12 protein-coding genes and 1 pseudogene are annotated in these 13,042 nt (G+C 71.2%); 9 read left to right on the top strand and 4 right to left on the bottom strand.

Annotation, left to right across the window (positions count from 1 at the left end; translation table 11 throughout):
- Positions 1-129: 129 nt before the first annotated feature.
- A complete protein-coding gene (locus LDL49_RS33800) occupies positions 130-1,146 on the top strand; it encodes a LacI family DNA-binding transcriptional regulator (protein ID WP_225297194.1) in 1,017 nt (338 codons plus the stop codon).
- A 297-nt stretch (positions 1,147-1,443) separates the two neighbouring features.
- Here the strand turns inward: LDL49_RS33800 and LDL49_RS33795 are convergent, their stop codons facing one another.
- Complete coding sequence (locus LDL49_RS33795; RefSeq protein ID WP_225297191.1) at positions 1,444-3,036, bottom strand: MFS transporter; 1,593 nt, start codon at positions 3,034-3,036, stop codon at positions 1,444-1,446.
- 199 nt (positions 3,037-3,235) lie between these two features.
- Positions 3,236-3,550 (bottom strand): class I SAM-dependent methyltransferase, encoded by a 315-nt coding sequence (locus LDL49_RS33790; protein ID WP_225297189.1) that lies wholly within the window; start codon positions 3,548-3,550, stop codon positions 3,236-3,238.
- An 88-nt stretch (positions 3,551-3,638) separates the two neighbouring features.
- Between LDL49_RS33790 and LDL49_RS33785 the strand changes: the two genes are divergently transcribed.
- Both LDL49_RS33785 and LDL49_RS33780 read left to right on the top strand, forming a co-directional pair.
- A complete protein-coding gene (locus LDL49_RS33785) occupies positions 3,639-4,235 on the top strand; it encodes a helix-turn-helix domain-containing protein (protein WP_225297187.1) in 597 nt (198 codons plus the stop codon).
- Positions 4,236-4,389: 154 nt separating this feature from the next.
- Positions 4,390-5,220, top strand: coding sequence for a glutamate ABC transporter substrate-binding protein (locus LDL49_RS33780; protein WP_225297185.1), 831 nt, complete (start codon positions 4,390-4,392; stop codon positions 5,218-5,220).
- 87 nt (positions 5,221-5,307) lie between these two features.
- Here the strand turns inward: LDL49_RS33780 and LDL49_RS33775 are convergent, their stop codons facing one another.
- Complete coding sequence (locus LDL49_RS33775) at positions 5,308-6,087, bottom strand: tetratricopeptide repeat protein (protein ID WP_225297183.1); 780 nt, start codon at positions 6,085-6,087, stop codon at positions 5,308-5,310.
- Positions 6,088-6,114: 27 nt separating this feature from the next.
- Positions 6,115-6,813, bottom strand: coding sequence for a TetR/AcrR family transcriptional regulator (locus LDL49_RS33770; RefSeq protein ID WP_225297179.1), 699 nt, complete (start codon positions 6,811-6,813; stop codon positions 6,115-6,117).
- 99 nt (positions 6,814-6,912) lie between these two features.
- On the opposite strand from LDL49_RS33770, the gene LDL49_RS33765 reads away from it, so the two are divergent.
- The 6 genes and pseudogenes from LDL49_RS33765 (at position 6,913) to LDL49_RS33740 (ending at position 13,003) form a co-directional block, all read left to right on the top strand.
- Positions 6,913-7,851 (top strand): NADP-dependent oxidoreductase, encoded by a 939-nt coding sequence (locus tag LDL49_RS33765; protein ID WP_225297177.1) that lies wholly within the window; start codon positions 6,913-6,915, stop codon positions 7,849-7,851.
- 32 nt (positions 7,852-7,883) lie between these two features.
- Complete coding sequence (locus tag LDL49_RS33760; RefSeq protein ID WP_225297175.1) at positions 7,884-8,564, top strand: SDR family NAD(P)-dependent oxidoreductase; 681 nt, start codon at positions 7,884-7,886, stop codon at positions 8,562-8,564.
- Positions 8,565-8,661: 97 nt separating this feature from the next.
- A pseudogene (locus LDL49_RS33755) lies at positions 8,662-9,313 on the top strand (pyridoxamine 5'-phosphate oxidase family protein).
- Positions 9,314-9,410: 97 nt separating this feature from the next.
- Positions 9,411-9,848, top strand: a complete 438-nt coding sequence (locus tag LDL49_RS33750) for a S26 family signal peptidase (RefSeq protein ID WP_225297173.1) — start codon at positions 9,411-9,413, stop codon at positions 9,846-9,848.
- Between the two features lie 9 nt (positions 9,849-9,857).
- Complete coding sequence (locus LDL49_RS33745; RefSeq protein ID WP_225297171.1) at positions 9,858-12,734, top strand: AfsR/SARP family transcriptional regulator; 2,877 nt, start codon at positions 9,858-9,860, stop codon at positions 12,732-12,734.
- A gap of 74 nt (positions 12,735-12,808) precedes the next feature.
- Positions 12,809-13,003 (top strand): hypothetical protein, encoded by a 195-nt coding sequence (locus LDL49_RS33740; RefSeq protein WP_225297168.1) that lies wholly within the window; start codon positions 12,809-12,811, stop codon positions 13,001-13,003.
- The last annotated feature ends 39 nt before the right edge of the window (positions 13,004-13,042 follow it).

The following is a 13,042-nucleotide window of genomic DNA, read 5'->3' as shown; positions in this document are numbered from 1 at the left end:
CGCCGGTGCGGGCGTCGAAGTTCTCCACAGGCGACACATCCTCATCATGGACTCCGGCGACGTACCATCTCGTGAACCGGTTCGACCTACCATGGTCACCGCGGCCGGCGGATCGTACGAGGAGCACGGGTGAACATCGGAGAGATCGCCAAACGGGCGGGTGTGTCGCGCAGCACCGTCTCGTACGCGCTCACCGGCAAGCGCCCGGTGTCGGAGCAGACCAAGCGCCGCATCCAGGCGGTCATCGACGAGCTGGGCTACCGGCCCAACGCCGCCGCCAGGGCGCTCAAGGAGGGCCGTACCCGCACCATCGGCCTGGTCATCCCGCCCGCCAGCCAGCGCCTGACCGACATGCAGCTCGGCTTCGTGGCCAGCGTGGTCGACGCCGCCGCCCGCGCCGACCTCGACGTCCTGCTGTCACCGTCGGGCGGCGAGCACGACCGCTCCTTCGAGCGCGTCGTCACCGGCCGGCGCGTGGACGGCGTCATCCTGATGGAGATCCGGCTGGAGGACGACCGGGTGGCCCGGCTGCTGGAGGGCGGCCCGCCGTTCGTCGGCATCGGCCGTACCCGCCGGCCGGAGGACATGTCCTGGGTGGACATCGACTACGAGACGCTCATCGCCAAGTGCGTCCACCACCTGGCCGACCTCGGCCACCGGCAGCTGGCGCTGGTCAACCGCAACGCCGAGCTGGTCGCCGCCGGTTACGGGCCGGGCCACCGCGCGCAGGCCGGCTTCGATCGCGCCATCGCCGAACGCGGCCTGCACGGCGTGCGGGTCTGCTGTGCCGACGACGCCCAGGCCGGACAGACCTGCCTGCGGCAGCTCCTCGCCGAGCACCCGGAGCTGACCGGCATCGCCACCATCAACGAGGCGGCGGTGTCCGGCATGTACCGTGCGCTGGCCGAGACGGGCTTGACCGTGCCCGGAGACTTCTCCATCGCCGGCGTCGCCGCCCAGCACTGGGCCGAGAACCTGCACCCGCCGCTCACCGCCGCCGACGTCCCCGCCGACGAGATGGGCGCCCGCGCCGTCGAGCTGCTCATCCAGCGCATCGCCGACCCGGCCACCCCGCACCGCCACCTCCTGGTCACCCCGCCGATCTCACTCCGCGGCACGACCGGGCCCGCCCGGCCCCGCTCCTGACGGCCAGCGGCACTCGCCGCCTGAGGTCCACTCCGAGTCCGGGCCAGGTCCGGCCCGGGTCCGGCCCGCATGACGGCGACACGCCGCAACCGTTTCCGGGCTCTTGACCATCGCGACAAGAGACGCTTATGGCGCCCAGTCGAATCGATTCGACTCCCTTTGACCACTCTCGATCGGGAAAGGCCCATGGCTGAACCGTGGTCTCAGCGGGCATGCATGCGCGTGTCCCTCGCCGCCACGGTGGCAGGTCGAAGCAACAGCGCGAGACCGCGATGACACCACTCGCCAAGCCGTGAGTCAGCGCAGGTCCGCGACCACATCGTGGGGTTCACGACTGTCGCCACCAGAGCCCTGAGGCCGTTGCCGCGGGCCTCGCACGAGAACGTAGACGAACAGGACCGCCATGACCACCGCGCCCGCCCACATGGCCTGCCGCCAGCCATCGACGAAGGATTCCTGGGCGGCGCGGATCAGCGCCCGCGCCTGGGGGCCGACCTCGTCGGCGGCCGCGAGGGCGTTGACGACGCCCTCGCGGGCGGCGCCGGCGGCGGCGGCCGGAACGCCGTCGAGCCGGGAGTCGATGGCGCCGCGGTAGCCGGCGGTCAGGACCGCCCCGAGCAGCGCGACACCGAGCGCGGCGCCGAACTCCCGGGTGACGTCGTTGAGCGCGGACGCGACCCCCTGACGCTCACGCGGCAAGGCGGTGGTGATGGCCTCGGTCGAGGGCGTCATCGTCAGACCCATGCCGAGCCCCATGGCGAGCATGCCGGGGAGGATCGAGAGGTAACCGCCGTCGACGGAGACGAAGGTCGCCATGAGGACCAGTCCCACGCCGCCCAGGAAGATCCCTGAGGCCATCGTCGAGCGTCCGCCGATGCGCGCGGTCACCCGCGGGGCGAGGCCGGAGGCGAACATCATCAGCAGCGCCATCGGCATGAGCGCCAGAGTGGAGCGCAGGCCGGACCAGCCGAGCACCGCCTGGAAGTACGGGAAGAGGACCACGAAGATCCCTGCCTGTACGCCGAAGACCGCCAGGAGCGACACGGAACCGCTCGCGAGACCTCGCTCGCGGAACAGGCGGACGTCGAGGAGCGGAGCCGGCCGGCGCAGCTCCCATGCCACGAATCCGACCGCGGCGATGACGCCGACGAGGAGGCTCAGCAGCGTGGCGTGCTCGGTCCAGCCTCGTTCGGGGCCCTCGTGGAGGAAGAGGACGAGCCCGACCAGCGCGACCACGGACGACAGCGAACCGACGGCGTCGAACCCGTGCCCTGACTCCTGGCGCGAGTCCGGGATGGATCGCAGCGCCATGACGACGGCGACGACGACAAGCACGACCGGCAGGACGAAGAGCCAGCGCCAGGTCGCCAGGTCGACCAGGATGGCCGACAGGTACATCCCCAAGATGCCGCCACCGCCGGCGACGCCGGTCCACACGCCGATCGCCTTGGCGCGTTCCTTGCCCGGGAAGGTCGAGGTGATGATCGCGAGGGTGACCGGCATGATCATCGCTGCGCCCACGCCGCTCAGGAACCGCGCGGCGAGCATGAACGCGGACGACGTGGCGAGGCCGGCCGCCGCACTCGCTGTGCCGAAGACGAGCAGGCCGGCGAGCAGCACCGGCCGGCGGCCCCACCGATCGCCCATCGCGCCGAGCGGCAGGAGCAACGCGGCCAGAGTGATGGTGTAGATGTTGATGAACCACAGGACCTCGGCCTGCGAGGTGTCGAACGCGACGCTGAGCTCCGGCTGGGCGACGTTCAGTCCGGACACAGAGGCGATGACCGCCATGAGCGCGATGCAGACCCCGGCCAAGATCGTACGTCGTTGTCGTGGGTCTTGGATGGTCGGGTCGGGGGCTCCCGTGTCTGGGGACGGAGTCGTACTCATGGGATTCCTTTCATGGAGGCAAGGGGAATCGGCGCCGGAGCAGCGGGCCCTGGCGCTGTCGGGTGGTGTGATTACCGGCGTCGGGTGGCGCGCACGACGACGTCGTGGGGGGGATCGCTCGGCCGGTGCGCGTGCGGAGGTGCTCTTCGGCGGTGACGATCTCCCACTCCTTGCCGGGCTCCAGACGCTCAGATCCGCCTCAACCCACCGCAAGCTCGCGGGAGCCCCGCTCGTCGCCCCACCCAGAGCCCCGCTTGTCGCTGCGCGCTCGGCAGCGCGGGCAAAGGGCCTCGGACGAGATGTCGGCCGCGGTGACGTGCCAGCCCTGGGAGGCGAGCCAGATCGCCTCGGCGCCGCCGCCACACCCCGCGTCCAGTGCCGTGCCCGGTGTCAGGTGGCTGGTCTCACGAGCCAGGTACGGGTTCGGCGGGCTCCCGCTCATGGATCCGGAACCCCCGTTTTCCCGCTGTTGCCAGTGCCGCTCCCAGAAGTCCTTGTCGAATCCGTACGTCATAGGTCGTCCTCCTCATCGGTGGGTTCCTCATGGTGCTGAGAGAGAAGGCGGATGTGCAAACGTTGTTGCCAAATGGCAAAATGGCAGGATGGACGAAGCCATTGACCGCACTCTGGACGCCGTCGGACCGAGGTTGAAACGCCTCCGCCTGCACCGAGACGTCACGCTCGCCGACCTCGCGGCGGAGACCGGCATCTCCACCAGCACCTTGTCCCGGCTCGAGGCGGGCCTGCGACGTCCCACGCTCGAGCAGTTGCTGCCGCTGGCCCGCGCCTACGGGGTCACCCTCGACGAGCTCGTCGACGCGCCGCCGACCGGCGACCCCCGCGTCAATCTGCGTCCCATCCCCGGCGGCGACGGCTCGGTCATCCTGCCGCTGACCCGGAGGCCCGGCGGAATCCAGGCCTACAAGTTCGTCCTCCCGGCCGGAAGCGACGACGCCGAACCCCACCTGCGTACCCACGAGGGCTACGACTGGGCTTATGTCCTCAACGGAACGCTCCGCCTCGTACTCGGCGAACACGACCTCATCCTCAAGCCCGGGGAGGCCGCGGAGTTCGACACGCGCACCCCGCACTGGTTCGGGGCCACCAGCGCCGGTCCCGTCGAGTTTCTGAGTCTCATCGGGAAACAAGGCGAACGCGCGCACATCCGTGCGGCACCGAGACCTGGCCCGGCCGAGTAAGAAGGTTCAGAGACCGCCCGACGCGCGCTCTGGAGGTCTTCGCGCGGCCACCGTCATCATCTCGACCGGGTGCCGCCACGGCAGGTTCACTCTTCCTTCATCGTCCTTCCCTACCGTGGGGCCCGCGTTGGCAGGCCCGCACCCCGGAGGAGCGATGAGCAAGATACTCGGCGGCCTCGCGCGAGTCGTCGTGGCAGCGGCCATCACCCTGGCATCGGCCGGTTGCGGGATGAGCGTCCTCCGCCATACGTCGAGCATCCTGGACAAGGACGAGCTGGTCGTCGCGGTGAAGCCGGACCAGCCCGGCCTGGGCCTGCGGACGAAGCAGGGCACCTTCGAGGGCTTCGACGTGGACGTGGCCACCTATGTGGCCGGCCACCTGGGCAAGAAGGTCTCCTTCATCGCCACGACGTCGGAAGGCCGGGAGGCCAAGCTGAACTCCGGCGAGGCGGACCTGGTGGTGGCCACCTACTCCATCAGCCCACCTCGGAAGATGCAGGCGACGTTCGCGGGGCCGTACTACGTCTCGCAGCAGGACATCCTGGTCCGCAACGGAACGACGAACATCGACAATGTACGAGATCTCGCGGGGCGCAGGCTGTGCGAAGCCCAGGGCTCCATCTCCACATCGAGGATCATCGAGGGCCGCGGCGTAGCCGCCGTCCTGGTCCCGGCCCGCACCTACGGGGAGTGTGTGAACCTCCTCAGGTCCGGCGCGGTGGACGCGGTCTCTACCGGTGACCTGATCCTCGCCGGGTTCGCCGCCCGGGACAAGGGCGCCTACACCATCGTCCACGCCCCGTTCACGGAGGAGCGGTACGGCGTCGCCCTACGCCACGGCGACGTGGCCGGCTGCGAGGCGGTCAACCGGGCCATCACCGCGATGTACCAGACCGGGACAGCGCCCAAGCTCCTCCGCAAACACTTCGGCGCGACGGGACTTTCGATCTCCACCTCAGTGCCCCAGTTCGAAGGCTGCGCCTAAGAGCCTGCTGACGAAGGGATTGGGTTCTCCACCATCGCGCTGGCGCCTGGGCACGCGATGTGCTGCGCTTGCAGCTGATTGACAAGATCACCCCCAGTCGCAGAAGTAGCCGTAGTGGCCGATGCCGACCGGGTGGCCCACGGGGAGGGGAGCGCCCGTGAGTGGCGAGATCTCGACGGCGTCCCAGTCCAGCGTTCCGTCGGCGTGGAAATGCCGGCCGAGATGGACGGCACTGTCGAGCCGCCCATCCGAGTAGGTGAACAGATCGAGGTCCACGCCGAAAGGCGGCTTTCCTACCTGCGCCACCATCGGAGCCACGAGCCAGGAGCAGGCCCAGCGCACCTCGTCCGGATCTGTGGCGACCACACGCTCGGAATGGCTGAACGAGCCCGATCCCGCTTCCATGATGAGCTCGTAATACGAGAAGGGCGGTTCCTTCTCCAAGGCGCCGGTGTCGTCGGCCCAGGCGTTCAGGGTGGCGACTCCGGCGCGCGCGGCGGCATTGCCGGGATCGGTTTTCAGCACGCTCGCGTACAGGGCGTGTGCTTCGTCATGTCTGCGGGCGAGCGTGTCGTCGTCCTCGCCATGCGCCATCGCGTGATCGTCATCGATCTGCCAGAAAGCGATCTGCTGAACGAGCCGCCCAGCCAGGAGGACGGCGGCGAGCTGATCATCAGGGCGGGCGCGCAGGGCGGCGCGGAGCCAGGGCTCCTCCGGCCAAGTGGCCAGGAAATCACCGTCCATGGCGTCTTCGAGGGAGTCGGTCCTGAGCATGCACAGCAGACGGCCCAGCTCACGAGCGGCATCCGCGTCCCCGGCGGCAGCCGCGACCCGCAGTCTTGTGACCGTCTCCTCGATGATCGCCATGCCGCGCCATGCTACAGCGCAAGCCGGTCACCGGCGTTCCGCAGGGGTGCGGCTCAAGCGGATCATCGCCCGGTACAGGGCCGTCGGGGTGGGCGCGGGCGGCAGGGGCTCGGTGTTCGCGGGGTCCGGGACGGCGTACGACTGGATCATGCAACCGACGAGCCGGCGCCATGCCTCCGGGGCCGCGCCGGCCGTGGCCGCGATGACACCGGCGTTGGCCATCAGCAGGATGACCAGGTCCTCGGTGGTGAACTCGGGGCGCAGCCGACCGGCTTCCTTGGCCCGTACGACCAGGTCGCTGAAGCCGCGGTAGGCCTCGTCCCGTTTCGCCTCCAGGGCCCTGGCGCTGGGAAAGGTCATGGTCAGCACCTCGGCGAAACCGCGGTCCGCGGCCTGCATGCCGCAGACGGTCTCGATGTACCAGGTGAATCCGCGCCACGGGTCGGGGTCGGCCAGCGCGGTGGTGGCGGCATCGGCGTACGTCTGCATGGTGTCGGCGAAGACGGCGGCGACGAGGTCCTCGCGCGCGGGGAAATGCCGGAAGAGCGTCGCGATGCCGACGCCCGCCTCGCGCGCCACGGAGGCCATCGAGGCCTCGATGCCGTCGCGCGCGTAGACCCGCCGGGCCGCGGCCAGGATGCGATCGCGGTTGTGCCGGGCATCGATGCGCAGGCCCTGGGCCGAGGGGTCTGGGGAAGCGGGGACGCGGCGGGCGGCAGGGGTCATGGAGCCATCATATCGAATCGGAATGCCCTATCCGATTCTGCTGCTACGCTGCAAAGAGGAAGCGGATAGCCCATTCCGATTAATTGAGGAGAGTCGCCCGTGCGCGCCATTGCTCTAAGTTCCGTCCCCGCGAACCCCGCCGTCACCGAGGTGGCCACGCCGCGCCCAGACGCCGGTGAGCTGCTGGTGAAGGTCGCCGCCTCGTCGATCAACGGCTTCGACGCCATGACCGTGGCCGGCTACCTGCAGCAGATGATGGAGCACCGCTACCCGCTGATCCCTGGCAAGGACTTCGCGGGCACGGTCGAGGCCGTCGGCGAAGGCGCCGAGGGGTTCGCCGTCGGGGACCGCGTCTTCGGCGTGGCGATGAAGCCGTTCCTGGGCACCGGCTCGCTCGCCGAGTACCTCGTCGTACCCGCCGCCTACGGTGTGGCACACATTCCGCAGGGGCTCTCGGCCGCTGTTGCCGGAGCGCTGGGACTGGCCGGAACGGCCGCCCTGGACAGCATCGACGCGGTGGACCCGCAGAAGGGCGAGACGGTCCTGATCTCCGGCGCCACCGGCGGTGTGGGCGCACTCGCCGTGCAGGTCGCGGTGGCTCGTGGCGCCCGGGTGCTCGCCACCGCGCGGCCGGGCGCGGAGAGCGATTTCGTACGGGGGCTGACCGACGCCGAGATCGACCTGGTCGACTTCACCGCGGAGGTGGCGGCGCAGGTACGCGCCCTGGCGCCGAACGGCGTGGACGCGGTGCTGCACCTGGCCGGCGACGGCGCCCAGCTGGCCGCGCTGCTGAGGCCGGGCGGCCGGCTCGCCTCCACGCTCGGCTTCGGCCCCGACGCGGTCCCGGGTGCGGAGGTCAGCGTCACCTCGGTGATGGCCGACCCGAACCGGCTCACCTTGGACAGGCTGGCCGCCGATGCCGCCACGGGCGCCCTGCGGGTGCCCATCACCGCCACCTACCCGCTGGAGCAGGTCGCCCAGGCGTTCGCCGACTTCGGCGCCGGCGCGCAGGGCAAGCTCGCGGTCTCCATCGCCTGAGTCCGCTTCCCGCTACCTGACTGGAGTTGATCATGCCCACCCTCGCCGTCGTGGGCGCCGGCCCCGGCATGGGCCTGTCCATCGCCAAACTGTTCGGCGGACACGGCTTCGACGTCGCCCTGATCGCCCGCGGCAAGGACAAACTGGATGGGCTTGTCGCCGAGCTCGCCGGCTCGGGCATCACGGCGGCGGCCTTCCCGGCCGACATCATGGACCGCGCCGCCCTGGCCGCCGCCCTGGGACAGGCGTCGGCGCACTTCGGCGGGATCGACGTGCTGGAGTACTCCCCCGCCCCGCACACCCCCGTCCCGGGGATCACCATGGCCGGCCCGCTGGAGGTGACCGTGGACAACCTCCAGCCGCAGATCGACTACTACCTGTACGGCGCGGTCGCCGCGGCCCGCCAGGTGCTGCCCGCGATGCTCGAAGCCGGTGCCGGCACCCTGCTGTTCACCACGGGAGGCGGCTCCATCACGCCGAACCCGATGATGGGCAACATCAACGCGGCGGCCGCCGCCCTGCGCAACTGGGTGCTCAACCTCAACGGCGTCCTGGCCGACCGGGGCGTCTACGCCGCGCACGTGGCGATCAGCGTCTGGATCGGCTCGAACGCGCCGGCGGGCTTCCCCACGGCAGAGGCGGACGACATCGCGGCGGTCTACTGGGACCTGTACACCAGCCGCGACCGGGCCGAGCTGGAGTTCACGGGCTGATATCCGGCGCCACTCGTGCGTGCCCCTCGCGTCCGGCCTGCAGGTGCTCTCTCGCCAGGAGTGCCTCGACCTGCTGGACACGGCGCAGATCGGCCGGATCGTCTTCACCGACCGGGCCTTGCCCGCCGTGCAGCCGGTCAACTTCTGCCTGTACGGCGAGCACATCATGATCCGCACCTCCGTCGGCTCCAAGCTGGCCGCGGCCACCCAGCGGACCGTGGTGGCCTTCGAGGCCGACGACTTCGACCCCGACTCGCGTACCGGCCGGTCCGTGACCATGGTCGGGCACGCGCGAGCTTTGTGCCGCGAGGCCCGGTCCAGGCTGCCGGAGTTGGCGTGCCTGATGCTGACCTCCTACGCCGACGACGACGCGCTGTTCGAGGCGGTGATGGCGGGCGCCGCCGGCTACGTGCTCAAGCAGATCCACGGCTCCGACCTGGTGGGCGCCGTGCGTACGGTCGCCTCGGGGCAGTCGCTGCTCGATCCGCAGACCACCGCGGCGATGCTGCAGCGGCTGCGAGAGCAGGCCGCCAAGAGGGACCCGCTGGCGGCGCTGTCCGATCAGGAGCGCAACATCCTCGACCTGATCGGCGAGGGGCTGACGAACCGGCAGATCGGCGAGCGGATGTTCCTGGCCGAGCAGGCCGGTCAAGAACTACGTGTCCAACCTGCTGTCCAAACTCGACATGCAACGCCGTACCCAGGCGGCGGCGCTGTCGGCACGATTGCGGACGGATCGGCGCGACTGACGGCGGAATCCGCCGCCTTGACAGGGTCACGTCCCAACGTAGATCGTTTCGCGGGAAGAAGACTCATTCCCCGCAGGGCCGACCGTGGAAGAGCGCCATGAAGATGATCATCGGTGGGTTCGTACTGGCGGCGGTGGCCGGCGCCCTGTGGGCGCGGCGGCGCTACGTGGTGGTCACCGTCGAGGGGACGAGCATGGCCCCGACGCTCTCCGACGGAGATCGGGTTCTGGTACGCAGGCGCCGCATCGACCAGGTCACCACGGGCGACGTGGTCGTGCTCGAACCGCCGCTCACTCCCGCAGGGCTCGGACCGCCGGGCCGGGACGGCCGGCAGTGGAACATCAAGCGCGCCGTCGCGTTACCCGGCGACCCCGTGCCCCCGGGGATCGGTGCCGGCGTGCCCCGCGTGCCCGCCGGCGCGCTGGTCGTCCTGGGTGACAACATCGACAGCGTCGACTCCCGGCAGCGCGGGTTCTTCGACGCCGACCGCCTGCTCGGGGTCGCGCTGCGCCGGTTGGGCGGGCCACCGCTGTAGAGCGGGTACATGGTGCGGTTTCGACTTCTCGGGCCGATGCGGATCCAGGTCAACGGATCGCCGGTCAAGATCACGGCGCCCAAGCAACGTACCGTTCTCGCCATGCTGCTGGCCCGGGCGGGTCACGTCGTGCCGATCAGGTCCTTGGTGGCGGAGGTGTGGGACGAGCGGCCACCCCGCTCCGCGGTGGCGAACCTGCGTACGTACCTCACGCAGTTGCGCAAGCTGCTGCCGGATGAGGAGCGGCTGGTCACCTCCGACGTCGGCTACCTGCTGCGGGTCGGGCCGGAGGAGCTCGACCTCCTGGAGTTCGAGGCGCTGTGCGCGCGCGGTCGCCAGGCGCTGGCCAAGCGCGATACGAGCGCCGCCGAGGAGGCCTTCACCCGGGCCCTGGCCCTGTGGGAGGGGACGGCGGCGGAGGACGTGCCGCTGGGGCCCACTCTGCGCGAGACGGTGGCCCGCCTCACCAACCACTACCTGGGCGTGGTGGAGGAACACGCCGACATCCAGCTCGCCCTCGGCAGGAACGAGGTCGCGGCCACGCGGTTGCGCGAGGTGATCCGCCAGTATCCGCTGCGCGAGCGGCTGCACGCTCAGCTCATGACGGCCCTCTACCGCTGCGGCGACGTGGTCGGCGCGCTGGACGCGTTCGGGGCCGCCCGCCGGGTCCTGGCCGACGAGCTGGGCATCGACCCCGGGCCGGATCTGCGCCTGCTGCAGCAGGCGATCCTGCGCAGGGACACCGCCCTGCTGGCGAGCGGCCGTGACACCGCGGCCGTGCCCGCCGGCGACGGGCGCCCGCGGCCGCGTCTGCTTCCCCGGGCGCCGCTGGTGTTCGTGGGCCGCTCGGCCGAGCGGGCCCACCTGCGCACCCTTCTGTACGGCTCGGCGAGCCCGCCTGTGGTGGCGCTGCACGGCCCCGGTGGGGCGGGCAAGTCGGCGCTCGCCCTGACGGTGGCTCACGGCGTGACCGACCGCTATCCCGACGGCCAGCTCTACGTGGATCTCCAGGGGTCCACGCCGGGCCTGCCACCGTTGCGGCCGGCCGAGGTGCTCGGCCGTTTCCTGCGCGCGCTCGGAGTGCCGCCCGGTGACGTCCCGGCGGCGCCGGCGGAGGCGGCCACCCACTACCAGTCGCTGCTGGCCGACCGGCGCGTCCTGGTCGTCCTCGACAACGCCGTCGGCGCCGCCCAGGTGACGCCGTTGCTGCCGGCGGGCGGCGGCTGCGCGGCGCTGGTCACCAGCCGGGCCGCGCTGACCACCATGGACGCCGTGCCCATCGCCGTCGGCATGCTCGACGAGGTGGAGTCGGTGCGCCTGCTGACGCTGCTGGCCGGTCCGGAGCGGGTGTGCGCCGAGGCGGAAGCGGCCGCGGAGATCGCGCGCTGGTGCGGCTTCCATCCGCTGGCCCTGCGCATCGCCGGCGCCCGGCTGGCGGGCCGGCCCGACTGGTCGCTCGCCCGGTTCGGCGAGCGGCTGGGCGACCAGCAACGGCGGCTGGACGAGCTGCAGGCCGCCGACCTGCGGGTGCGCACCTGCTTCGAGGTCGGCTACGGGACGCTGACCAGCACGGCGAAGACGGTCTTCCGGGCGTTCGGCGTGCTGGAGGTGCCCGAGGCCGGTGTCGGGCTCACCGCCGCGCTGGCCGACGCCGACCAGACGACGGCGGAGGCCGCGCTCGACGAGCTGACGGAGGCCCGGCTGGTCGAGCCGGTCGGCGACGGCCGCTTTCGCATGCACGACCTGCTGCGGCTGTTCGCCGCGGAGCTGGCCGCCGCCCACGACGCGCCGCGGGAGCGTGCGCGGGCGGTCGGGCGGGCCCTGGAGTGGTACCTCGATCGCCTCCGCCGGCTGCAGGGCCTGCTGCAACCGCACCTGATGCCCGCCGGCGGGGGCGAGAACGCCTCCGATGCAGGCCTTCCGGATCTGGCCGCGGCCGTACGGTGGCTGGACACGGAGCTGCCGTGCCTGGTGGCGGCGGCCGTACAGGCGGCGAAAGGGCAGGCGGGCGGCTTCGTCACCGAGCTGATGGCCCTGGTCAAGGCCATCGCGATGAAGAGCGGCTACTGGCGGGAGGTCGAGACCATCGCGCGGCTCGCCATCGAGGTCGCGCGGCGGGACGGCGACCGCGTCGCGGAGGCGGCCACACTGGCGACGCTGGGGCTGCTGGAGTGGAAGTCCGGCCGGCCCGAGGCGGCCCGCGCCCTCCTGCACCGGGCTCTCGATCTGTGGCGGGCCGTGGGCGAGCGCGGGGAGGAAGGGCTGGCGCTGCACAACCTCGGCTGGCTGTGCATGCAGACCGGAGACCTCGACGCGGCCCTCGACCACATCGGCGCGGGCCTGCTGCTGCTCGAGACGTACCGGCCGAACCGGGTCGGGCTGGTCTCGCACAACCTGGGCGAGGTGCTGCTCCGCCTGGGCCGCCACGCCGAGGCGGTGGACCGCTTCGAGCGGTGCCTGGCCATCCGGCGGGCCGATCGCGACCTGTACGGCGAGAGCATCACCCTGGCCGCGCTCGGCCGCGCCCACTGCCTGCTCGACCAGCGGGAGAAGGCCCTGGCGGTACTGGCGGAGGCGCTGGTCCGCTGCGCGGCGACCGGCAACCGGGAGGATGAGTGGGAGGTGCTGCTCAGCAGGTCCGAGATCCGGCTGCGGCAGGGCGATCCGGCCACGGCGGTGGCCGACCTGACCCGCGTCCTGGAGCTGACCACCAAGATCGGCGACGCGTACGGCCACGCCGCCTGCCTCCGCCAGCTCGCCAGAGCCCGCGCGGCCCTCGGCGACCCGCGTGCCAAGGCGGACGCCGGCAAGGCCGCGGGACTGTTCGCCGATCCCGCGACGCGCTGCGATCCGGTGCTGGAAAGGCTGCTCACCGCCCGGCTGTAGCGCGGCTGTATGGGGTGCTGTATGCCGCCCGAATAGGTTTCGGCTAACCGCATCGCTACGAAAGGAACGAGTCCATGACTGCTGTTCTTGGCCGGCTCGGCGACCGGATTCTCGGCAAGCTGGTGCCCAAGGCGTCCGCGAAGGCAGCCGCCGAGTGGTACGTCCACTGCTATTGCCGGGAGCGCTCCGACTTCCGCAAGATCTGCACCACCGCCGGCGGCACGACCCGATGCGGAGCCTGCTACGCGTTCAGAATCTGCGGCGGCTAAGTAGGACACGCAGGTCTGGCGGCGGCCATCCGCCGCCAG

This window comes from Nonomuraea aurantiaca, from assembly GCF_020215705.1.
Classification (GTDB): domain Bacteria; phylum Actinomycetota; class Actinomycetes; order Streptosporangiales; family Streptosporangiaceae; genus Nonomuraea; species Nonomuraea aurantiaca.
This window is presented reverse-complemented; position numbering and strand designations above follow the sequence as displayed.

What these genes read in the sequence shown, in the direction of transcription:
- LDL49_RS33785 (WP_225297187.1), top strand. Translation starts at nt 3,639, where the DNA reads ATGGACGAAGCCATTGACCGCACTCTGGACGCCGTCGGACCGAGGTTG.
- LDL49_RS33750 (WP_225297173.1), top strand. Translation starts at nt 9,411, where the DNA reads ATGAAGATGATCATCGGTGGGTTCGTACTGGCGGCGGTGGCCGGCGCC.
- LDL49_RS33795 (WP_225297191.1), bottom strand. Translation starts at nt 3,036, where the DNA reads ATGAGTACGACTCCGTCCCCAGACACGGGAGCCCCCGACCCGACCATC.
- LDL49_RS33740 (WP_225297168.1), top strand. Translation starts at nt 12,809, where the DNA reads ATGACTGCTGTTCTTGGCCGGCTCGGCGACCGGATTCTCGGCAAGCTG.
- LDL49_RS33770 (WP_225297179.1), bottom strand. Translation starts at nt 6,813, where the DNA reads ATGACCCCTGCCGCCCGCCGCGTCCCCGCTTCCCCAGACCCCTCGGCC.
- LDL49_RS33780 (WP_225297185.1), top strand. Translation starts at nt 4,390, where the DNA reads ATGAGCAAGATACTCGGCGGCCTCGCGCGAGTCGTCGTGGCAGCGGCC.
- LDL49_RS33745 (WP_225297171.1), top strand. Translation starts at nt 9,858, where the DNA reads ATGGTGCGGTTTCGACTTCTCGGGCCGATGCGGATCCAGGTCAACGGA.
- LDL49_RS33790 (WP_225297189.1), bottom strand. Translation starts at nt 3,550, where the DNA reads ATGACGTACGGATTCGACAAGGACTTCTGGGAGCGGCACTGGCAACAG.
- LDL49_RS33775 (WP_225297183.1), bottom strand. Translation starts at nt 6,087, where the DNA reads ATGGCGATCATCGAGGAGACGGTCACAAGACTGCGGGTCGCGGCTGCC.
- LDL49_RS33760 (WP_225297175.1), top strand. Translation starts at nt 7,884, where the DNA reads ATGCCCACCCTCGCCGTCGTGGGCGCCGGCCCCGGCATGGGCCTGTCC.